The sequence below is a fragment of the Candidatus Sericytochromatia bacterium genome, from assembly GCA_035285325.1.
Taxonomy (GTDB): Bacteria; Cyanobacteriota; Sericytochromatia; order S15B-MN24; family JAQBPE01; genus JAYKJB01.
This window is the reverse complement of sequence record JAYKJB010000135.1, coordinates 12,882-34,755: the sequence shown is the minus strand read 5'-3', so window position 1 is coordinate 34,755 and position 21,874 is coordinate 12,882. Positions and strand designations below refer to the sequence as shown.

Annotated in this window: 17 protein-coding genes; 9 read left to right on the top strand and 8 right to left on the bottom strand. The window is 69.1% G+C overall.

From position 1 onward, the window contains the following. Positions 1–5: 5 nt before the first annotated feature. The 4 genes from VKP62_16610 to VKP62_16595 are packed head-to-tail and all read left to right on the top strand — an operon-like array spanning position 6 to position 4,695. Entirely contained in the window at positions 6–2,144 is a 2,139-nt protein-coding gene (locus VKP62_16610; protein MEB3198816.1) for a carboxypeptidase-like regulatory domain-containing protein, read from the top strand. Positions 2,145–2,153: 9 nt separating this feature from the next. Beyond that, positions 2,154–3,230: a mechanosensitive ion channel family protein gene (locus VKP62_16605; protein MEB3198815.1), complete on the top strand. Its 1,077-nt coding sequence runs from the start codon at positions 2,154–2,156 to the stop codon at positions 3,228–3,230. Between the two features lie 38 nt (positions 3,231–3,268). After that, the gene (locus VKP62_16600; GenBank protein MEB3198814.1) at positions 3,269–4,090 is read left to right on the top strand and encodes a MerR family transcriptional regulator; all 822 of its coding nucleotides are present in this window, start codon (positions 3,269–3,271) and stop codon (positions 4,088–4,090) included. A 20-nt stretch (positions 4,091–4,110) separates the two neighbouring features. Then, positions 4,111–4,695: a hypothetical protein gene (locus VKP62_16595; GenBank protein ID MEB3198813.1), complete on the top strand. Its 585-nt coding sequence runs from the start codon at positions 4,111–4,113 to the stop codon at positions 4,693–4,695. A 38-nt stretch (positions 4,696–4,733) separates the two neighbouring features. On the opposite strand, the gene VKP62_16590 is transcribed toward VKP62_16595, so the two are convergent. Further along, the gene (locus VKP62_16590) at positions 4,734–5,231 is read right to left on the bottom strand and encodes a hypothetical protein (protein MEB3198812.1); all 498 of its coding nucleotides are present in this window, start codon (positions 5,229–5,231) and stop codon (positions 4,734–4,736) included. Between the two features lie 224 nt (positions 5,232–5,455). On the opposite strand from VKP62_16590, the gene VKP62_16585 reads away from it, so the two are divergent. Continuing rightward, positions 5,456–7,105: a hypothetical protein gene (locus tag VKP62_16585; GenBank protein MEB3198811.1), complete on the top strand. Its 1,650-nt coding sequence runs from the start codon at positions 5,456–5,458 to the stop codon at positions 7,103–7,105. Positions 7,106–7,134: 29 nt separating this feature from the next. Here the strand turns inward: VKP62_16585 and VKP62_16580 are convergent, their stop codons facing one another. Both VKP62_16580 and VKP62_16575 read right to left on the bottom strand, forming a co-directional pair. Beyond that, positions 7,135–7,761, bottom strand: a complete 627-nt coding sequence (locus VKP62_16580; GenBank protein ID MEB3198810.1) for a DUF47 family protein — start codon at positions 7,759–7,761, stop codon at positions 7,135–7,137. Positions 7,762–7,774: 13 nt separating this feature from the next. Further along, the gene (locus tag VKP62_16575; protein ID MEB3198809.1) at positions 7,775–9,115 is read right to left on the bottom strand and encodes a tetratricopeptide repeat protein; all 1,341 of its coding nucleotides are present in this window, start codon (positions 9,113–9,115) and stop codon (positions 7,775–7,777) included. Between the two features lie 129 nt (positions 9,116–9,244). Here VKP62_16575 and VKP62_16570 point away from each other — a divergent pair, with 129 nt between their 5' ends. Then, positions 9,245–10,318, top strand: coding sequence for a radical SAM protein (locus tag VKP62_16570; protein MEB3198808.1), 1,074 nt, complete (start codon positions 9,245–9,247; stop codon positions 10,316–10,318). A 9-nt stretch (positions 10,319–10,327) separates the two neighbouring features. On the opposite strand, the gene mazG is transcribed toward VKP62_16570, so the two are convergent. Genes mazG through mfd form a run of 3 tightly spaced genes read right to left on the bottom strand, consistent with a single transcriptional unit; the run spans position 10,328 to position 16,547 of the window. Next, positions 10,328–11,788, bottom strand: a complete 1,461-nt coding sequence (gene mazG / locus VKP62_16565) for a nucleoside triphosphate pyrophosphohydrolase (protein MEB3198807.1) — start codon at positions 11,786–11,788, stop codon at positions 10,328–10,330. Further along, positions 11,788–13,041, bottom strand: coding sequence for a peptidylprolyl isomerase (locus tag VKP62_16560; GenBank protein ID MEB3198806.1), 1,254 nt, complete (start codon positions 13,039–13,041; stop codon positions 11,788–11,790). The genes mazG and VKP62_16560 overlap by 1 nt, the downstream gene beginning before the upstream one ends. Before the next feature lie 8 nt (positions 13,042–13,049). Continuing rightward, complete coding sequence (mfd, locus tag VKP62_16555) at positions 13,050–16,547, bottom strand: transcription-repair coupling factor (protein MEB3198805.1); 3,498 nt, start codon at positions 16,545–16,547, stop codon at positions 13,050–13,052. Positions 16,548–16,763: 216 nt separating this feature from the next. Between mfd and VKP62_16550 the strand changes: the two genes are divergently transcribed. After that, positions 16,764–17,363, top strand: coding sequence for a helix-hairpin-helix domain-containing protein (locus tag VKP62_16550; protein MEB3198804.1), 600 nt, complete (start codon positions 16,764–16,766; stop codon positions 17,361–17,363). Between the two features lie 12 nt (positions 17,364–17,375). Further along, on the top strand, positions 17,376–19,730 hold the full coding sequence (locus VKP62_16545; GenBank protein MEB3198803.1) for a DNA internalization-related competence protein ComEC/Rec2: 2,355 nt from the start codon (positions 17,376–17,378) through the stop codon (positions 19,728–19,730). Positions 19,731–19,765: 35 nt separating this feature from the next. Here VKP62_16545 and VKP62_16540 read toward each other — a convergent pair whose 3' ends face one another. Both VKP62_16540 and VKP62_16535 read right to left on the bottom strand, forming a co-directional pair. Then, entirely contained in the window at positions 19,766–20,143 is a 378-nt protein-coding gene (locus tag VKP62_16540; GenBank protein ID MEB3198802.1) for a hypothetical protein, read from the bottom strand. Between the two features lie 10 nt (positions 20,144–20,153). Continuing rightward, on the bottom strand, positions 20,154–20,507 hold the full coding sequence (locus VKP62_16535) for a hypothetical protein (protein MEB3198801.1): 354 nt from the start codon (positions 20,505–20,507) through the stop codon (positions 20,154–20,156). Between the two features lie 188 nt (positions 20,508–20,695). On the opposite strand from VKP62_16535, the gene mnmA reads away from it, so the two are divergent. Further along, a complete protein-coding gene (gene mnmA, locus VKP62_16530) occupies positions 20,696–21,784 on the top strand; it encodes a tRNA 2-thiouridine(34) synthase MnmA (GenBank protein ID MEB3198800.1) in 1,089 nt (362 codons plus the stop codon). Positions 21,785–21,874: the final 90 nt, after the last annotated feature.

Genomic DNA, 21,874 nt, shown 5'->3' with positions numbered 1-21,874 from the left:
TCGTCGTGTCGTCCCCACATCGCCATCGCTCGCTTTTCGCCAGCTGCCTTCAGGTCCTGACGGCCGCCAGTCTGTGCCAGGCCAGCTGGCCGGTTCCGGTGCTGGCAGACCCGTTGCCCAGCACCACCTCGATCTGGGGCTACTCGGGCCTGGTCATCATGCCGACCGCCGCGGTCATGGGGTTCCGCGATTTTTCCCTGGGCAGCAGCGTCATGTCTCAGAAGCTGCGCGTGGATGGGCTGACCCCCTTTGCCACCGCCGGCATCTTCGAGGGGCTGGAAGCGGGCGTCCTGTACGGGGTTCCCCTGCAGGGCTTCACCGGGCTCTCCGCCCACGCGAAGTACCAGCTGGTGCGCCCCACGCGCGAGCGCCCGACCGCCGTGGCGGTGGGTCTCAGCCTGATCGGCGTCGGCGGCCCGGAGCGCTACGTGGAAGGCAACAACCTTTACCTGGTGCTCAGTCAGGACTTCAACCTGCAGATGAACGGCAAGACCTACACCTGGCTGACGGGACACTTCGGCTTCGCCGGCAACCTGTCCTTCGGGGCCCGCATGATGGCCGGAGCCGAGTTGCCGTTCGGCGAAACCCTCAGCCTGTTTGGCGACTACCTGGGCCCGCTGGGCGGTCGGAGTGGCTATTTCAATCTGGGCGCGGCGGTGCGGCCGCTGAAGGACTGGCAGGTGCGGGCCTACACCATGGGGTATCCCGACGCCGGCTGGAGCGATCGCGACTACGCGGTGGGCGTCAGCTATTCGGGGAATGTCCTGGGAAACGCTCCGGGGGTCGGTGAGCGGCCCCCCAAAAAGGCCAGCCCACGCCCGACCCCCACGCCTCAGCCCACCCCGGAACCCACGCCCGAGCCCACGCCCGAGGCGACACCGGAACCGACGCCCTCGCCCACGCCGAGCCCCACCGTCCGCCCGACGCCCACGCCGACGCCGACGCCGACGCCGACGCCGAGCCCCACGCCGGCGCCCACCGCCTCGCCGACCCCGACGCCCGTTCCGTCCCCCACGCCGACCCCGGAGGACCCGGCGGCCAGCCCCCGCCAGCTGCAGGCCACGCCCAAAGCCTCTCCGAAACCCCGCGCCGGCACGGGTTCGCCCGAGGGCTACGTCAATCCGGATGCGCCGGTGCCCCTGCGCGGCACCCTCGTGGACGACCGCAATCGCCCCCTGGCCGGCTGGGCCGTGGGGATCCCCGCGCTCGGGCGCTGGGCCAGCACCGATGCGGAGGGGCGCTACCGCATGGACCTGCCGATGGGCCCTCACGAGGTGGCCGTGCGCGATCCGGAGAGCAACGTGGTGCTGACCAAGGCCGTCCGCATCATCACCCCGCGCGGGCTGGAACTGCCCCTTTCGGTGGTGGTGCCGGTGGGAACCTGCAAGGGCACGGTGCACGACGGCGTGACCAAGCAGCCGATCGGTGACGCGACCGTCCGCCTGACGCGCGGGGCCACCCAGGTGAGCCAGCAGAGCCGCGACAACGGCAGCTTCGCCTTGGCGGACCTCACACCGGGAGAATGGCGCTACGTCGTGACCCGCCACCGCTATCGCCCCTATGAGAACGTCGTGACGGTGCAGGCCAAAAAGGACGTGACGCTCAGGGTCGATCTGATGCCCAAGCCGGGCAGCCTGACTGGCAAGGTGACCAATCCGCAGGGGAAAGGCATCGCGAGCGTGTCGGTGCTGCTCCCGACCATGCGGCTCGAGACGCTGACCGACGGCAGTGGCAACTACCAGTTCGCCGACGTGCCGGCCGGACAGCATCAGTTGCAATTCACTCAGGGAGCCAAGCGCCTGGCCACCACGGTGGTGCGGGTGACGGCGGACGAGGCCAGCACCGAAAACCTGACGGTCAAGCCGGTCGTGGAAACGCCGGCCAAGGGGGGCACCCTGGGCGGAAACGTGGTCGACGGCCAAACGCGGCGCCCCATCGCGGGGGCCAAGGTCGTGGTGGAAACCCGCGAGCTGACGGTCCTCACGATCACGGGGCCCGACGGCAGTTTCCGCGTCACGGATCTGCCGGCGGGGCGCTATCGCGTGTCGGTCTCGCGCCCGGGCTATCAGACCAACGGGGCCCAGGTCCAGGTGACCGCCCAGGCCGGCGGCCAGGTCACGATTCCACTGACGGCAGGGCGCTGAGGTGACGGGATGCCGCCCTTAGGCCCCTTCCCCACCGCGGCCTCCCCTGCGGCGGGGCCGCCCTCCGACCTGGTGCAGCTGGTGACGGGTGACCTGCCGTGGAGCGCCTCCCTGGCGCACCAGTTGGGGCATGACGCCCTGCGGGGCCTGTTCAGCATCTCCCTCGCGGCGATCGTTACCCTGCTGGGCTTCCATCTTTGCGATCGCCTGGTGGGACAGCTCTTCCAGTTGCTCTCCTCTCGCATGAACGCCGAACCCGGGGCCCGGCTGACGCAGCGCATGCTGACGGCCTCGGCCATTCTGCGCAGCATCGGCAAGGGCACCATCCTGTTCGTCGCGATGGTCTTCGTGCTGTCGCGCCTGGGCGTCGACGTCGCGCCGATCCTGGCCTCGGCCGGAATCGTCGGTCTGGCCGTGGGTTTCGGTGCCCAGAGCCTGGTCAAGGACGTCATCAGCGGCTTCTTCATCGTCATGGAAGACCAGTTCGGCGTCGGCGACGTGATCGACCTGAACGGCCACAACGGCCTGGTGGAGCGAATGAACCTGCGCATCGTGCAAATTCGCAACGGCCAGGGCTCCTTGATCACGATTCCGAATGGCCAGGTCACCACCGTGGTCAACCACTCCAAGGGATGGGCGCGGGCCGTGGTCGACGTGACGGTCCCGACCTGCGCCGAGCCGAGCCTGGTGCTGAGCGCGATGCGGGACACCGCCGAGGCGCTGGCGCGCGACCTGGGCCGGGAGATTCTCGAGCCGGCCGAACTGCTGGGCGTGGAGCAACTGAAAGAGAGCGAAGCGGTCCTGCGCATTCAGTTCAAGACCGCGCCCCTGGCCCAATGGAAGGTGGCCCGGGCCTACCGGGAGCGGCTCTGGCCGCGTTTGCGGGCGATCGGCGCCTTGAAGGCCAAGGGCAGCGAGGCCTCGGCGACCGCCGACAGCGTCAGGGGTGAAGGGCCCCTGGGGGCCGAGGGCGCGAAGGGCGACGCGACCGCGTTCACCGAGGGCCCGCAAGGCCATCCGGCGCCCTGCCCGCCCGTCCCCGCCGAGGGCCGACCGGAAGGGTCCGAATTCCCCAAGGCGCCCTGAACACGCCAGGTTCTGCGGTCTTATGTTAAGCTATTGCCGTGAACGAGCAATCCACTGAGATTCAATGGAGCACCAGTGAAGTGGCGCGGGACCTGGGGGTTTCGCCCTCGCTGGTCCGCACCTGGATCGCCTACCTCAACTGGGAGGTGCGACGCAGCGCCGAGGGCCATCGCATCTTCAACGAGGATGACATCGCGCAACTGCGCCGCCTGCGCGCCTGGCTCGACGCCGGCAACTCGCTCAAGGCCTTTCGCAAGGAACGCCAGGGGGAAGGCGACTACGATCCGCGCAGCGAGCTGCGCAACGGCCTGCGTCGGCTGCGCGAGATGCAGAGCCAGGAAGACGCCCTGATCCAGAAGCATCGGAGCGTGCTGCAGGATTACCTGGCCTCCCGCGAAGCCCTGCAAGCCCAGCTGGAGGCCTTGCGGGCCAGCCTCCCGGAGGAGGCGCCGGTGCCGGACGGGCCCGAGGCCGCTTCGTCGGCCGAGGCCGTGGTGCCAGAGGCTGGCCAGGCAAGCACGTCCTCCGCTCCTCCCATCACGCCAGCGCCCCCGCTGGGTGGGCCCGACCCCAGCGCGATCGTGCAGGGCGTGCTCAAGCAACTGCTCTCGGCCTTGCTGGCCCGACAGGGCCGGCTGCAGTATCTGGGACGTCGCGAAACGCAGGGTCGTCTCTGGCTCGACTACATGGGCCCCGGCGGCCGCATGCAGAGCGTCGAGGATCTGTGTCGCTCCGAGGCCGATCGCCAGCTGCTGGAAACGGTCCTGCAACGAATCGGCGGGGCCGCGCCGGCGCCGGCGGCCACGTCGGAAGCGCCCGAATCTCAATTTGAGGCTAAGATTCAAGCAAGTTTGGGCTAAGGGCAGGCCACAAGGGAGGTATGTCGCGCCTCCCTCGCCTCTTGACGCTGTGCCTGTGGCTCGCCTCCGGTTGTGCCACGCTGCAGGCTTGCGGCCGCTCGCCGGCGCCCGTCTTCGCGCGTCAGGCGCCGGCCCTGTCGGCCGCCAGCCGGTCGGACCAGAGTCGGGAGCTGGCCGAGGCCGCCTTGATGCGCAAGCTGGCAATCGTGGCCCAAGGCGCGCTCCACCAGGTGAGTTTCGCTTATGACGCCCTCAAGTTGAACACGGCCGCCGGCCGCAAATTCACGCCGGAACGCGAGGAAGTGGTGCGCCGCGGGCTCGCGCCGCTGCTGAAAGACCTGGCGGCCGCCAGCGAGGAGGTCGACCAGGCCCTCGACACAGGGGTCCAGACGCCCCGGATGCGGGGCCTCAAGCAGCGGTTCCGCAGCCTCGGCCCGACCGCCGAGCAGTTGCGCCGGGCACCGGACAGCGCCACCGCCCTGCTCTATTGCGTCGGGCTGTACCGCGTCAAACTCGCCTATCTGCTCGAAAGTGCCTTCCAGGACGGCTTCGTGCCGGACGGGCCCGCCACTGCACCGCTGGCGCCCGCCGATCGCCCCCACTGAACGCGCCGCGACGCGCCGGGCTCACCGGACCGTCGCGCTCAGATCGGGGTGGCCTCCAGGCCCCCCACCACCGCTTCGATGCTGGATTCCTGCTGGTCGAGGAAGAAATTGAGGTAGCGTCCCTCGCCGTAGTCGAACCAGAGCACCCAACCATTCTCGTAGGGACGTTTGCCACTCGCCACGAAGCGCCGGGGTGTGCCCGTCGGCATCAGATTGAAGGCGATGCCGACCGCGTCGATGGCGCCCTCATCCGAATTGGGCAGGGGGTCGTCGAACAGGAACAATTCCTTGATGACGCGGCGGTCCGCCCCCAGTTCGATCGCGGTGCGGCCCTTGAACTGCTTCTTGCTGCGCTCGCTCACCCAGACGTCCCGATAGATGCGTCCCTCTCCGCCTTCCTCGGTGCGGTAGCGGTCGATCGCCTTGCCGCTGATCGCTTCGAATTCCGTCACCGTCATGCCTACCTGGGACACGGCGGGTTGCTGGGCACAGGCCCAGACCAGGCACACGACCCCAGCGATGCGTCGCCACCCCATCCCCCACCTCCCACCTGCCGGTCCTCGCCAGCTTAGCCGCGGGCTGCCCGCCCGACCCGTCCGATTCGCCCGAAATAGGCTGGCCGGAGCGGCGTGGACACGCGCAGGATTGGCACCCGCCCCGTGGGGGCATGATGGCCTGGGCGGGTCGCTGCTGCACGTGGCAAGGGAGCCACGGGCCGGACCGCCCGGGGCCGCCCTTCGAACCTGAAGCGAGCCACGCCATGCGTCCCGACCCTCGTCACGACACCATCGACACGCACGTCACGCTGCACGACCGCTCGCAGTTCGAGGTGCAGTTCACCTATGGCGTGGCAGCGGAACACCTGGTGCGGGGCCAGGCCAACGAGCATTTTCGGGTGGAAGCGTTCTGCTTCTTCCCCTCCAACCTCGGCATCACGGAGCTCAACTATCCGCGTGAAGCCTTTTACCGCAACCTTCACGCCTACTTTCGCTTCAAGACCCCGGTCATGTCCGAGGAGGAACTGCTCGATCCGCTCAACCGCAATTCTCCCATCAACATGCTCTCGTTTCTGCTGAAGCGACTGGCCATGGGAGAAGCGCTGGACGAGGTGGTGGCGCCGGCTGAGGCCCGCCTGTTCGGCACGGTGGTCAGCCAGCTCATGCGCACGCGCCAGGCCCAGGCCGAGGCCCTGATGACCCGAGCCAAGCAGCACGGCGAGGTCGCGGTCTGGCGCGAATTCGAGGGATGCTGCGCCACGCTGGTGCGCAGCATCCCCCAGTTGCTGGCCAAGTATCGCCAGTTGCTCGCCGATTACCAGACCTTTCAGGGCCGCGTGCCGGATGCCTTGCTGCAGGCCCTGCAACACGTCGACGAGTTTCTGACCTACCGCTTCGACCACACGCTGGCCGCCATGCATTTCATCCTGACATCGGCCTGGGAAGCGCCCGTCAAGCTGGACCGCGTGGGCGATTTGCTGCATGCGGCCGCCGATGAGGAAGCCGGCTATCGGCGACGGCAGGGCTACCTGCAACTCTCCCCCGGTGATGAGCAGGCCTTGGCCCTTTACACCTATCGCAGCGGTGCGTTGAAAAAACTGATCGACCAGGTGCTCTATCTGGACGTGCGCACCAAGCAGCAAACCAATCGCTGGCGCAATCTCGCCGCCGGGGCGGGCGCCATGGTCGCGGCCCTGTTTGCCGGCTACACCGACCGCAGCGTGACCTTGCCGCTGTATCAGCACGGCCTGTGGCTGGCCGTGACGGTCTTCGCGGCCTTCTACGTCGCCAAGGATCGCCTGAAGGAGGTCCTGCGCGAATATGTCTGGGACAAGGTGTCCCAATATTTCCCGGACAACCGGCTGACCGTCGTCGACCCCGCCAACGGGCTGCGCATTGGCCACTGCAACGAGAAGGTGCGCCACCTCCCCAAGGGCAAGGTGCCGGCGGATGTGCTGGCGATTCGCAACGCCGCGCACGTGGTGGACCTCGATTCCGCGCGCAAGGAGAGCGTGATGCTGTATCGCAACGACGTCACCCTGCGCGCGCGCGAGATCCTGCAGGAGCATCAGCGCCGCACGCACGTGAAGCACATCCTGCGCTTCGGCATCGAGGAACTGCTGCCCCGGCTCGACAACCCCACGTCCCGGGTGCAGTTCTATGACAACGACAGCCACGTCTTCTGCCGCCTGCGCGCGCCCAAGGTCTATCACCTGAACGTGGTGTTTCGCCTGACCCCGCGCGACGAAGGCCACGGCACGGGAGGGCCGGTGTACAGGCGCATCCGCGTGATTCTCGACAAGAACGGCATCCACCGCATCGACGACGTCTCGCTGAGCGAGGACACGAGCCTGACCCGCTCGGTGGAAAAGCAGAGTTCACCGCGCGTGCGGGAAGAAGACCCGATGTACTGAGCGCGCCCCGGCCGGACGGTGAGTCTGGTTCAGTGCAGCGCACCGTTGAGCTGCATCACCCGGTAGGCCACGTGGTTCGCGTGGTCGACGGCATCATCGGTGGCATCCAGGATGTCTTTCCACTTCAGCAGGTCCAGCAGATCCTCCGGCGCGTCGAACAGCGCCTCCAACCCTTGCCGGTAGACGTCGTCGGCCTGGTCCTCCAGCGCCACCACCCGCAGGCAGTGCTGATCGATCTCCTGCCGCAGCTTGCGTTGCGGCAGCATCTCCAGCGCCTGACGCAGGGCCGAGGCGCAATCACGCAGGATCACCACCATTTCCAGGAAGGCCTTCGGGGGCGTGTCCACCCGATACAGCAGCAGGGTGTTGGAAATCTTCAGCGCCCAGTCGACGATGTCGTCGAGTTCGGCCGTGAGCGCGTAAATGGCTTCGCGATCGCCCGGCACGAAGAAGGTTTCCTTCAGGTAGTCCTGCAGTTCGCGCAGCAGGCGATCGCCCTCGTGCTCGCACTCGCGGATGGCCTGGAAGCGACCTTCCCGCTCCTCCCAGTGGTGGACCATGTAATCGAAGCGAAACAGCGTCTGCTCCAGGTTCGTGCCCAGGGCGGACAGATGCACGAACAGGTCGTCCGCGGAGCGTGAAAAAGGTTTGAACATGGAAAGACCCGCTTCAGTGGTAAAGGCCGTCCAGGTTCATGGTCCGCACGGCCCCCTGGCGCCGGTCCAAAATATAGAGCGTCTTGCCGTAAAGAGCCAGATCGGAGGGATCAGCGAAGCGCGCCCATATGCCGTTGCCGTCAGCCGGTTCACCACCCGCCCAGCCCCCGGACAGGGTTTGCACCTCCTGACCGATGGTGATGCGACGAATGGCCCGGTTGCCCGAGTCGGCCATCAGCAAGTTGCCGTACTCATCCACGGCAAAGCCGCTCAGCTCTCGCCAGTGGGCCACTTCCAGCGGGCCATCGATGAAGCCGGCGTTCTGGCAGCCCGGATGCGTCTTGACCATGCCGGTCGGGATGTGAAGCTCGCGCAGGCGGTTGTTGCCGGTGTCGAGAATCAGCAGGGTCTCCTTGTCGAGCATCTGCATCGAGGTGACGTAGCGAAAGCGGGCGGAGGAGCCGCTGCCGTCGGCCCAACCCGGGTCCAGGCTGCCGGCCACGGTGCGCACCTCACCCTCCGGCGAGATGCCGCGGATGGCCGTACCGTTGTCGGCCACGAACACGAAGCCGCGCCAATCGGCGGCCAGGGCGATCGGCCGGGCAAAGCGGCCGACCCCGATGCCCCCATCGGTGAACCCGGGCACCCCGTCGCCGGCCAGCGTGCCGACCTGGCCACCGGGCGACAGGAAGCGAATGCGCGCGCCATCCGCGAAGAAATAGTTGCCGACGGGGTCCAGCGTGCCCCCGGTCGGCGCGTACATGCGCGCCCGCAGCGCCGGCCCATCCAGCCAGCCGGGCACGCCCGCCCCGGCCACGGTCACGACCTTGCCATCGGGGCTGACCCGACGAATCCGGTGGTTGCCGGTGTCCGTGATGTAGAGCTGCCCATCCGGGGAGACGGCCATGCCCTGCGGCCGGTCGAAACGGGCGGCGCGACCGAGGCCGTCCGCGAAGCCGGGGCGACTGCCCACCAGCGTGCGCACCGCGGGCGCCCAGCCCTCGCGGTCGTTCTCCTTCAGCCACTGGGCCGCTTCCTTGCCAATGCGGTCATCGGCGCCCATGCGCAGCACGGTTTCCCAGGCGAAGCGCGCGCGGGCCCACTGGTTGTCGCGCCAGAAGGTGTTGGCGATCAGGTAGCGCACCTTGCGGTTGGTGGGGCGCAGGGCGATCGCCCGCTGGAACACCTCCACGGCCCCGCGATAGTCGCCCTGACGATCACGGGCATAGCCGTCGCGCAACAGCTCCTCGAAGGCCTCATCCGAGATGGGGCTCTTGCTGCAGGCCAGCGCGGCCGGCGGGGCCAGCAGGCAGAGCCCCAGCATCAGCGCCAACAACTTGCTCCCGGTTTTCACCGCCTGACTCCTTCGGTCGCGCGTCACCATGCCCGATTCCGGCTCAAATGGACGCCCCCCCATCCTAAAAGGTCCCTGCCCGCGTGCGCCGTGTCGGGGGTACAATCCTGCGTGAGGCTCATCCATCGCATGTCACCTGAATTCCCCCGGTCTTCCACCCAGCCCGTGCGCGGCGACGATCTCCCGCTGGTGGAGGCCGCCTATGAAGCGCACGTGCCACTGTTCGCCTCGCTGGAACTCACGTTGCGCTGCAACTTGCGTTGTACCCACTGCTACAACTTCGATCGGGACCGCCCGCCTCCTTCCGGACAAGAATTGAGCCCGCAAGAGGTCCGTGACGTGATCGACGCGCTGGTCGCCGCAGGCTGTCTGGAACTGTGCCTGACCGGGGGCGAGGCGCTGCTGCACCCGCATCTGGACGATTTCATCCGCCACGCCCGACGGCACCTGCTGGCCGTGCGCATCAAGTCGAACGGCGTGTCCCTCACGCCCGAACGGGCCGCGGCGCTTTACCAGGCCGGGGTCTATGCGATCGACCTCAGTCTGTACGGGGCAACCCCCGCCGTCCACGACGCCCTGACCCGGCTGCCGGGCAGTTTCGAGCGCACGCTGGCCGGGGTCCGCGCGGCCCGCGGAGCTGACTTGCGCACCTCGTTGAGCCTCTGCGTGACGACCGAGAACGCCCACGAAGTGGGCGACATGCTGGCGATCGCCGCCCGCGAGGGGGTGGGGCACACGCTCGACCCGCAGATCTCGGCGCGCTACGACGGCAGCACCAGTTCGCTCGGGCATCGCGTCTCGCTGGAGACGCTGGAAGCCCTGTATCGAGGGCCCCTGGCGGCCGCGCTCGGCCAGCCCTCCTGCCGCCCCGACCACGACATGCAGTGCTCCTGTGCCAAGGCAGTGGTGGCCATCAGCGCCACCGGCGAGGTCTACCCCTGCATCGCCGCCCCGCTGCCAAGCGGCAACATCCGCAACGGCGGTTTTCTGAAGGTCTGGCGCGACTCCCCGGAACTGAACCGGATCCGGGGGCTCACGCTGAGCGACTACCCGCAGTGTGGTCCGTGCCCGGATCGCGGTTTCTGCCGGCGCAGCAACGGCGTCTCGCTGGTCAACACCGGCGCCTACACCGGGGTGGACCCCTGGAACTGCGGCGAGGCGGCCATCATCCGGCGCATCGCCGAGGCGGGCAACCAGGCCTGAGGGCCCCCTTCAGCGCTGCGGCGCCCGTTCCTGCAGCTTGGCCGATTGCCAGAGCGACTTGCGGGTCGCCAGGTCGAGCGCCTCCCAGTCGAGGCCCCGTTCCTCGGCGATCGCCTCCATCGCCTGAAAGCGAGCCGTGAAGCGCCGCACCGCCTGCCGCAGCGCGTCTTCCGGATCGACCCGCAGCCGGCGCGAGACGTTCACCAGCGCGTACAGGAAGTCACCCCACTCGTGAAAGACCGCCTCGGCTTCGCCGCCGCGAACCGCCTCACGCAATTCCGCCCACTCCTCATCGACCTTGGCGAAGGCCTCGTCCAGGCTCGGCCAGTCGAAGCCGGCCTTGGCCGCCCGGCCCATGACCTTGTCCGCCAGGCTGAGGGCCGCCATCGGGGGGACTCGCCCCAGGCGACTCTCGGAGGACGCCCCGGCCGCCTGTTTTTCGGCCGCCTTGAGCACGTCCCAGTTGGCCAGCACCTCGGCGCTGTCGCGCACGGAGGCCTCGCCGAAGACGTGCGGATGGCGAAAGACCAGCTTGTCACAGAGCGTCTCGGCCACCTCATCCAGGTCGAAGGCCTCGCGTTCCTCGGCAATCTGGGCGTGCAGCACCACCTGCAGCAAGACGTCACCTAGCTCCTCGGCCATGGCCTGATCATCGTCGGCGTCGATCGCCTCGACCGCCTCGTAGGCTTCTTCCAGCATGTACTTGCGCAGCGAGGCATGGGTCTGCTCGATATCCCAGGGACAGCCGCCGGGGCCCCGCAGGCGCGCGATGATGTCGCGCAGGCGGTCGAGCGAGACGGCCGGCGCCGGCGGCAGATACAGGCTAGTCAGGTGGTCGATCAGCTCGGGGTGGCGGTCCAGCTCGTAGAGCGGCAATTCCCGCACCAGTTCCTGGCCCGGCACCGAGGCGGCGCGCACCAGCTTGACCGGGTGTTCATCCGGGAAAAAGCGCATCAGTTGAATCTTGGCCAGGCTCGCGACGCGCTTGCTGTAGACCTGCACCACCAGCGCACCCAGCGTCGGGTTGATGCGCACGCCCTCCAGCGCCAGCGCATCCAGCAGCTGCATGCCGTGGGTCGGGTCGATGCCCAGCAGGGCGTAGGTGGCCTCGACACCGGACAGGCCGGGCAACACCGTGACGGTCAGGCCCTCACGCTTCAACAGGCGCTGGACGGTCGACTCGGCCACCAGCGGATGCCCCGGCACCGCGTAGCAGACAGGCGCCTGCTCGGCAGCGGCCGCGAGGGTGTCGACGATGCGCTCATACAGCTGGTCGAAATCCGTTTCACGCTCGTAGAGGGTGTCGAAGGCGGTGTACGCCAGGCCCTGCGCGTCCAGTTCCGCCACCGTGGGATGCCGGGCCGTGCGCAGATACAGATGGCTGGCGGCGCGCAGGGTGCGGTCGGCCGCCACCGTCAGCAAGTCAGGGTCACCGGGGCCGAGCCCCACCACCGTGATGGGATGCGTCATCAGTGTCCTTCTCCCTCATGCCCGACGTGTCCGGCTGGCGACGGTGGCGCGAAGCCTGCGCCGTAGGTGATGTGAGCCGATTCGCGCCGCTGCTCCAGCCAGGCCCGGAAAACCGTGTCGCGTCGTTCGCGGGTCAGCCGCGTGGTGATCTCCTCGCGCACTTCCTCGAACGGTAACTTGCGAGCTGGGTGGCGCGCCTCGACCCGGATCAGGTGGTAGCCGAAATCCGACTTGACCGGCTCCGAGACCTGCCCCAGCGGCAAGGAGAAAGCCGCCTGCTCGAAAGGAGGCACCATCTGGCCGCGTGGAAAAAAGCCCAAGTCGCCGCCATTGGCGCGACTGCCCGTGTCTTCGGAGTGGGCCTTGGCCAGCGCGTCGAAGGGTTCTCCCGCCCGCAGCTTGCCCTGCAGCGTGCGAGCCAGGTCGGCCTGCTTGACCAGGATGTGGCGGGCCCGCACCTCCTCGGGCCGGCGGTACATGGCCTCGTGCTGGTCGTAATAGGCCCGCACCTCGGCGGGCGTGATCGGGGTGGCCGTCGCCAGCGCCTCGGACAGGCGCGCGGCGCGCATGCCGGAACGCACCTGCTCGACCAACGCCGCCTCATCGGCGCCCTGGTCGGAGAGCAATTTCTGAAACTCGGCCTCGTCCTTGAATCCCTGGCGAATGCGCGTCATCTCCGCCTCGACCTCACGGTCGGCCAGCTGGATGCCCCGCTTCTCGGCCTCCTGACGCACCAGCTCCCGTTGCACCAGTTCCCGCACGACGCCGACCCGCAGGTCGGCCTCGATCTGGGAGCCGGAGGGACTGTCGGGCGGGACCTGATAGCGCGCCTGATACTGGCTGCGCGCCTGGCCCAGCATGCGGTGATAGTCCGCTTTGGCGATTTTCTGACCGTCCACCGTGGCGACCGTGCCGGTGCGAGGCTCGGCCCAGGTGGCGATCGCCACGGACAGTCCCCCCAACACGACCGCCAGCGCCAGGCCCTTCAGCGCCCGCAGGCGCGGTGAGGCGGCTTGTTCAGCCTCTGGCGAAGCCTCACCCGAGGCCACACCTTGCTCCGCCATCCCCGACGCTTCCGGGTCAAGGGGGGTGGCGGCCGGGCTGGTGTCATCAGGCGCTGCAGGCCCGACATATTCAGTCGCAGGCGCACCGGGAAACAGCGCGTCGGTAGCTGGCGGGGTCCCGGTTGGGGGCACGGGTTCGGGCGCCTGTGCCGACTCGTTGGCAGCGGGGTCAGGGGGATGGGGGGACACGGCAAGCCTCAGACAGTGGCCGCAGCTGCGGCCAGCAGGGGTTTGAGCAATTTTTCGACGGCCACGAGCTGGTCTTCCGGCAGCATGCGGGTGCGGTCGATCTGGACCTCTTGGGGCGTGAACTTCCAGTTGACCAGAGACTTGTCACTGGCCTGCGCCTTGTAGAAGGCCGAGGCCGGAATGGCGCCCTGGATCCGGATGAACTTGGTGTCCGACCGGATCGCGGCCAGGCCCAGTTCGCTGGCCTGCAGCTTGAGCCGCACCACCCGCATGAGGTTGCGCACGCTGGTCGGCAGCGCCCCGAAGCGATCCTTCCACTCCGCTTCCAGAATCTCCAGCTCACGCTCGCTGGAGACCCCCGCCAGGCGACGGTACTGCGCCATCTTGTCGCCCCCCTCGCCGATCCACTCGTCGGGGATGAAGGCCGACACGTGGAGGTCGACGGTGGCGGGCTCGACCGCCGCCTCGACCACATGCCCGCGCGATTCCTCGATCGCCTCTTCCAGCAAGCGCGAGTAAAGGTCGAAGCCGACGGAGATCATGTGGCCGTGCTGCTCGGAGCCGAGCAGGTTGCCGACCCCTCGGATCTCCAGGTCCCGCAGGGCAATCTGGTACCCGCTGCCCAGCGCCGTGAATTGCTGCAGGGCGCCGAGGCGATCGCGCGCCTCGTCCGTCAGCTGCTTGCCGGCCCGGTAGAAGCAATGGCAGTAGGCCTTGGTCTCGCTGCGCCCGACGCGGCCCCGCAGCTGGTACAGCTGGGCCAGGCCGAGGCGATCGGCGTCGTCGATGATCATCGTGTTGGCGCGCGGAATGTCGAGCCCGCTCTCGATGATGGTGGTGCTGAGCAGGATATCGAACTCGCCGTCCTTGAAGGCCAGCATGATGTCTTCGAGGTCGTCCTCGCTCATCTGCCCGTGGGCGTAGCGAATGCGCGCCTCCGGCACGAGCGCCTCGAGCTCGACCGCGATGCGCCCGATCGACTCGACGCGGTTGTGCAGGAAGAAAATCTGTCCGCCGCGCTCCATTTCGTGCAGGACCGCGGCCCGCACGGCATCCGGGTCGTAGGGGCCCACGAAGGTCTTGATCGGCTGCCGGTTGAGCGGAGGCGTGGCAATCAAGCTCATGTCGCGCGCGCCGCTCAGCGCCATGTAGAGCGTGCGCGGGATCGGCGTGGCGCTCATCGTCAGCACATCGACCAGGCGCTTGACCTGCTTCAGGCGTTCCTTGTTGGCGACCCCGAAGCGGTGCTCCTCGTCGATGATCACCAGGCCCAGATCCTTGAACCCGAGGTCCTTGCCCAGCACGCGATGGGTCCCGACGACCAGGTCGATCTCCCCGGTCTTGAGCTTGGCGATCACCTCGCGTTGCTCTTTGGGCGTGCGAAAGCGCGAGAGCAAGCCGACCCGCACCGGGTAGGGCGCAAAGCGCTCACGGAAGACCAGGTAGTGCTGCTGCGCCAGCACCGTGGTGGGCGCGAGCAGGGCCACCTGCTTGCCGGCCATGATGGCCTTGAAGGCTGCCCGCAGCGCCACTTCGGTCTTGCCGAAACCCACGTCGCCACAGACCAGGCGGTCCATCGGACGCGGCCGTTCCATGTCCCGCTTGGTTTCTTCGATGGCCTTGAGCTGGTCGATGGTGGGCTCGTAAGGGAAGGCCTCCTCCATCTCCTGCTGCCAGAGCGTGTCGGGCGGATAGGCGTAGCCTTCCAGGCTGGCCCGCGCGGCATACAGCTTGACCAGGTCGTCCGCCAGGTCTTTCAGGCCCTTCTTGACGCGCTTCTTGGTGTTCTCCCACTCGACGCCGCCCATCTTGTGCAGCTTGGGCGAGGGGCCATCGCCCTGCCCGCGGTAGCGGTGCAGCAGATTGACCTGATCCACCGGCACGTAAAGCTTGTCATCGTTGTGGTAGACCAGGGCCAGGTAGTCGCGCTCCTGGTTGTCGACCGGCAGTCGCGCCAGGCCCACGAAGCGGCCGATGCCGTGCTTGGCATGCACCACGTAGTCGCCCGGCTTGAGCTCCGCGACGTTGGTGAAGGCGGTGCCCTGGAAGCTGAACTTCTTGTGGTGGCGGGCACTGGCGCGGCGCTGCTGGCCGAACAGTTCCAGGTCCGTCAGCACCACCAGGCGCAAGGAGGCGACGCTAAAACCTTCAATCAGGCCCTCGCGCACCACCCAGACGCCCCCGACCTGTCCCCCGGCGTCCTCCGGGGGCGAAGAGAGCGAGGCGTTGACGCCGCGTTCGTCCAGGATGGCGAAGGCGCGCTGCGGCTGCTGAGTCACGATCACGACCCGCTGGCCCTCGTGTTGCCAGCCGTTGATGCGGATCGCGATCTGGTCGAAGTCGCTGTGGAAGCGCGGCGAGGCCGGCGCGTCGATGGTCACGGCCGCCTGGGCCCGACTGCTCACATCCAGCTGCGCCAGCCCGGTGCCGAGTTGGGCCAGTCCCGCGGCGTCGAGGTGCAACGGGTAGGGCAGGGGCAGGATATTGCCCTCTTCCAGGTTCTTGGCCAGGGCCGCATCCTGGGCCTGACACCAGCGAACCAGCTCGCCGAACAGGTGCTCGTGGTCGTCCCAGACCAGCACGCTGCCGCCCGGCAGGTAATCGACCAGGGTGCCCATGCGCTCGTACAGGAAGGGCGCATAGCCTTCACAGCCGTCGAAATAGCCGAAGGCGGCGAAGCGGGTCAGGTCCTGATCGGTGCGGGCCTTCAGACGCCCGGCCACGAACTTCAGCTTCTTTTGCTGGTCATCGAAGGCCTTGCGAATGCGCGCCTCGATCGCGGGCCAGCCTGTCTCCGGCAGCACGATGCCCCGCATCGGGAAGACGGCCAGACGCTCCAGGGGTGCGTCGCTGCGCTGGGAATCAGGGTCGAAGGCGCGCATGCGCTCGATGTCTTCGTCGAAGAACTCGATGCGAACCGGCTGGTCGAGCTGCGGAGGAAACAGGTCGAGCAACTCGCCACGCCGGGAGAAGCTGCCGCGCTCGACCACCTGAGCGGCGGGACGGTAGCCGAGGCGCACCAGCTGGCCGACCAAGGTGGTGGGCGCGATGCGGCTGCCCACGGCCAGCTCGATCGCCGCCCCGCCCCAGGCTGGCGGCAGCGGAAGCCGCAGCGCCAGGGCCTTGGGGGTGGTCACGACCCAGCGCGCCTCGCCCGCGTGCAGGGCCGCCAGCGTGGCCTGGCGCTGGGCCAGCAACTCGTCCTCCGGCGAGACGCCTTCGTAGGGAGAAGTCTCGACGGCGGGGAAGGACCACACGTCGAGGCCAAAGCCTTCCAGCTCCGCCACCCAGCGGCGGGCCGCCTCGCCGTCGCGGGCGACGACCAGGCCACCAGGCAGGTGCGGGGCGATCGCCGCCGTCACGAACGGCCGGGAGGCCGCCGCCACCCCGTGCAAGCCAACGGTCCGCTGGCCGGCGGTGGGCTCGGCGGCTGCCTGAAGCAGTTTCAACAGGTGCTGGGTGGTTCCGGTCGAAGCAAGCCAGCGAGGGAGATGATTCAGTGACATGGGAGGCCATTCTACCACCCTGAGGGCCTGTCAGCGGGGCCGATCAGACCGACCGCGACAGACCCCAAACCGCCGCCATGGCCCATCACGGCTGGATTCGCCGGCCCTCTACGCGGCCCGCTGTTCGCGAGCCGTCATGGCGACGGCACGGCCCCACCCCGCAGGCGCAGCCAAGTTGGCCCCGACGCATGTCCAACGTGCCAAAGGAGGCCCTGCGTGTTCGATGTCGTGTCCCGTTTCCTGCCCCGCTCCCTGACGGGGCTGTTCGTGAGCCTGAGCCTGCTCGTGCTCCCCCCTGCACCGGCCGCCGCCACGATCCTGGTGCTGCAGGCCGGCATTCAGGTCCACGTGGATGGGGCGGTTCGCTCGCCCGGGGTGTTCCGGCTGGCCTCGGCGAGTCGCGTGGCCGAGGCGATCGCCGCCGCAGGGGGCGCGCGCCCCGGGGCGGCCCTGCATCGCCTCAATCTGGCCGCGCGCCTGCAGGATGGAGACCACGTCCACGTGCCGACGCCGACCCAGGCGACCACGCCCGTGAGCGCGTCGCCGGCCCGGGCGCCTGGTCAGGGCGGTTCACGCCCCCGGCGCGCTCGTCGCGCGCCAGGCAAGGGAGCGCTTCCCAGCGGGGCGATCGCCCTCAACCGAGCCACCCGGGCCCAATTCGAGAGCCTGCCGGGCGTCGGACCCGCCATGGCGGAACGGATTCTGGCCGTGCGCACCCGCCTCGGGCGCTTCAGCAGCCTGGAGGAGTTACGCGAGGTGCCGGGCATCGGGGCCAAACGCCTGCAGCGCCTGCGGCCTCATCTCGTGCTGGATTGAGGCGCGGCGCGCGTGCTGGCGGCGATCGCCGTGGGGTTGGCCGCCGGTGCGGCCCTGGCCCCGTTCCTACCTGACAGCCCCTGGCTCTGGCTCACGGGGTTGCTGATTCCAGCGCTGCTGAGGGGCCACGAGGCGGCCGTGGCGCGACCCGGATGGTCGCTGATCGTGCGCGGCCTGCTGGTCCTGGCGCTGCTGGGGCCGGCGGCGGCCTGGCATCATCGTCGGCAGCCCCGCCCCGCGCGGGACGACGTGTCGCTCCTGGCGCCGCGGCGCTTCGTGGCGATCGCCGGGATGGTCGAGGCGCCGCCGGAGGGGGGCGACGGGCGCTGGCGCGCCGTGGTGCGGGTCTTGCCGACGGCCACGGGCCCACCCGTCAGCGGCCGCCTGGCCGTTCGCTTTCCCCCGGGCACGGCGCGGCCGAGTCCGGGGCAGGGGTGGCAGCTGCAAGGGCGCTTGCTGGCGACGGAGGGACCGCGCAACCCCGGCGGCTTCGATGCGCAGGCCTACTGGCAAGCACGGGGCGTCTTCGCGTTGATGCAGGCGGAACAGGCCACGGCCACGGGGTTCGGCCTCCGCGCGGACGATCGTGCCCGTCGCGCCCTCGACCATGTGCGTCTGGCGCTCCTGGCAGGCCTCTCGGTCGGCTTGCCCCCAGAAAAGGCGGCCTTGCTGGGCTCCCTGGTGCTGGGCAGCGGGGCGGCCCCGGTGCCGGCCGCGCTGGCGTCCGTCTTTCGCGAGGCCGGCCTGGCCCACGTGCTGGCTGCCAGCGGCACCCAGGTCAGCCTGCTGGGCGGCCTGCTCTGGTGGCTGGCCCGCCGGCTGGGCCTGGGATCAGGGGCTTCCGGCGCTCTGGCGGCGTTGGGGTTGGTCGGCTACCTGCTGCTCACGGGTGCGACGCCGGGCATGGTCCGCGCCACCTGGATGGGGCTGATCGGGCTGGGCGGCCTCGTGCTGGGACGTTCGGCCGTGCCGTTTGCGGCCTTCTGGGCCACGCTGGCCCTGATCCTGGGGGCCGACCCCACGGCGGTCACGGACCTCGGGCTGCAGCTCAGTGCGCTGGCGACCTATGCCCTGTTGCGGCTGGCCCACGCCGGGTACGGCCCGAGCGAGGGCTGGCGGCGCCAGCTCTGGGCCTTCGGCTGGGCGCCCTGCGTGACCTGGCTCTGGGTGGCCCCCTGGCAGGCCCTGAGCTTCGGCTGTCTGCCGCTGGCGGGCGTACCGGCCAACTGGCTGGCCGCCCCGCTGGTCACCCTGCTGACACCGTGGGGACTGGGGCTGGCGCTGCTCGGTTGTTTGGCCCCGCGCCTGGTGGGGGGGCTCGCGGGCCTGACGGGCGCCCTGGTGGGCGGGCTGATCCGGGTCGCCGAATGGGCCGTCGCCGTGCCGGGGCAGTGGTGGGCGCTGCCGGCCGTGTCGGCGGGGGCGATCGCCGCCGCCTACGCGGCCTTGTTCCTGGGGCTGCGGCACCCCCGCGCGGCGCTGCTGGTGAGTCTCGGGGCGCTGGTGTGGTGGGGGGGCGGGCGATCGCCGGCCGTCCTGCGCGTGGCGGTGCTGAGCGTGGGGCAAGGCGATGCGATCGTGATTCAGACCCCCGCCGGACGGACCCTGCTGGTCGATGGGGGGCCTGCCGCCCGAGGGGCCGACCAGGGCCAGCGCACGGTGCTGCCCTACCTGCAGCGTCTGGGCGTGAAACGCCTCGACCTGATCGTGGCGACTCACGCCCACGAAGATCACCTCGGTGGCCTGCCGGCCGTGCTGGCGCGCTTGCCGGTCTCGGCGGTGTGGGAGAACGGCCGCCCGGAGGCCGGCGAGGCCCAGCAGGCCTTGCTCAGCGCCTGTCTCGGCGCCGGCGTAACGCTCACGGTGCCGCAGGCCAACACCCAATGGCAGGCGGACGGCGTCAGGCTGCAGGTCCTGCCGCGCCCCCCTGCGCCCGAGCGCGAGAACGATGCCTCGCTGGTCCTGCGCCTGCATTACGGGCGGACCCGGCTGCTGTTGCCTGGCGATCTGGAAACGACGGGAGAGGGCTGGTTGGCGCAACGAAGTCCGGACGAACTGCGCGCCGAGGTGCTCAAGCTCGGCCACCACGGCGCGCGCAACGCCACCTCGGCGGCCTGGCTGGCGCGGGTGCGCCCCCGACTGGCGCTGATCTCGGTGGGGCGCCAGAGCGTCCACGGACACCCGCACGGCACCACGCTGGCAAGGCTCGAACGCTCCGGCGTGGCCGTGCTACGCACCGACCGTGACGGTGCCATCCTGCTCGAAAGCGACGGTCAGCGCTGGCGTACGACCACGGCCGCGAGCCGCTGGCGCGAGTGGCGTTCCTGGGTCCCGCCAGCGCGGATGGCGGGTGAGCCGGACCCTTGAGGGCGGGGTTGCGGCGGCGAAGGCGCCGCCGTGGCTCAGCGAGGGGTAGCCGGAGCCGCCGCACCGGCAGGCGCCGCAGCCCCACGCATCACGCCCACCAGGGCCGTCAACACGGTCACGGCGTTGGCCGCCACCAGGGCCCAGACCAGCGCCTCGGTGTTGAGCAACTTGCTCTCCTCGGCCCGGCGCGGGGCGGGGAAGACGGGTTGCCCATCCAGCGAGATGCCCATGACCTGGTCGTAGGGGATGATCAAGGAACGGTTCTCGGGCAAGACGAGCACCAGTCCGTTGCGCTCCACCTTGAGGGCCCCGTCGAACACGCGGCCGTCCTTGGTGTAGACCAGCGCCGCCTCGGCAGGGGACCAGGCCAGCGCCCAGACCAGGGTCGTGGTGAGCAGTGCGCGTCGCAGCACGTCGTTCCTCCTAGCGCGTCAGGCTGATCACACCGACCAGCACGCCGATCGCGTTGGCCGCGACCATCGACCAGAGCAGCGGTTCACTGTTGAGCAGGCGGCTCTCCTCGACCCGTTTCTGCTCCTGCACGATCGGCTCCTCGTTGAAGGAGATGGCCCGCACGGTCGAGAGCGGAAAACTCATGTCGGCACCGCCGCCGGTGACGGTGACGGTGCTCTCGGTGACCACCGCATTGCCGCGCACGACCGTGCCGTCCTTGAAGTAGACGATGTGGGCTTCGGCCGCGGCCGGGGCCAGAAGCACCAGACCGGCCGACAGGAGGGCAGCGAGGAAGGGACGGATGGCGCGAAAAACGTGGCGCATCGGGAAGTGGCCTCTCATATGAGCCTGAGCCTCGTCGCATCAGGCGCGACGCTTGTATACCCGTTCGGGGCTCGCAGTGCACGACGCCACCTCAGCACGCCAGCGGGCCCCTCGCCGCGAAGGCCCTGGATCCCGTAAAATAAAACAGTCAAAGGCAGCACCGTCAGACGGTTCGAGGGGTTATCAAGGTGGCAGAACGCATCGCCGTGGCCATGAGCGGGGGCGTCGACAGCAGCGTCAGCGCCCATCTGCTGGCCAAGCAAGGGGTAGAGGGCATCGGAATTTCCATGGTCATCTGGCCGGAATCGCGCTGCTGCAACACCGAGGCCATGCGCGATGCCTCGGAGGTGGCGGCCCAGGTGGGCATGCCGTTCCACCGCTTCGACTTCGTGGAAACCTTCAAGCAGAAGGTGGTCGACCACTTCACCAGCAGCTACCTGTCGGGCTTCACGCCGAACCCCTGCGCGATCTGCAACAGTGACTTCAAGTTCCTGGCGCTGCTGGAAATGGCCCGCGAGAAGTTCGGCTGTGAACGGGTCGCCACCGGTCATTACGCGCGCGTCCGCTTCGACGAGGCCTCGGGCCGCTGGCAGCTGCTCAAGGCACTGGACCCCAGCAAGGACCAGACCTACATGCTCTACGGACTGACGCAGGACCAGCTCGCGCGCTGCATCTTCCCGGTCGGCGAACTGCACAAGCGGGAGGTGCGGGCGATCGCCAAGGACCTCGGCTTCGTGGTGGCGGACAAGCCGGAAAGCCAGGATCTCTGCTTCAGTGAAGATCCACAGGCCTTCCTGCGGGAGCAGGTGGGCGATCGCATCCAGCCCGGTGAGATTGTCGACCTCGAAGGCCGCGTGCTGGGACGCCATCCCGGGGTGGTGAACTACACCATCGGCCAGCGGCGGGGCCTGGGAGTCTCGGCTGCCGAACCGCTCTACGTGATCCGCATCGACGCGGAGGCGGCGCGCGTCGTGGTCGGGCCCAAGGAGGCCACGCTGGGCAGCACCCTGCTGGTCGAGCGCGTGAACTGGATCTCGATCGCCCCGCCCCGCGAACCGATCAGCTGCGAGGTCAAGATCCGCTACCGTTCCGAGCCGGCGCGGGCGATCGTCGAACCCGCCCCCGACGACCGCTGGCTGGTGCGCTTCTTCACGCCGCAAAGCGCCATCACGCCCGGCCAGGTGGCCGCCCTCTATGACGGCGAGCTGATGCTGGCCGGGGGCGTGATCGCGAAGGAAACGCCGCTGCAGGCGCCCGCGGCGGCGATCGCCACCTGACGTCGCCCTCGGTGCCCGACGCGTCCCCCCGCGCGGATCTCCTGCAGCCGGAACCGCCAGCGGCGCGGCCCTCCCTGGGGCCCGCGGGGC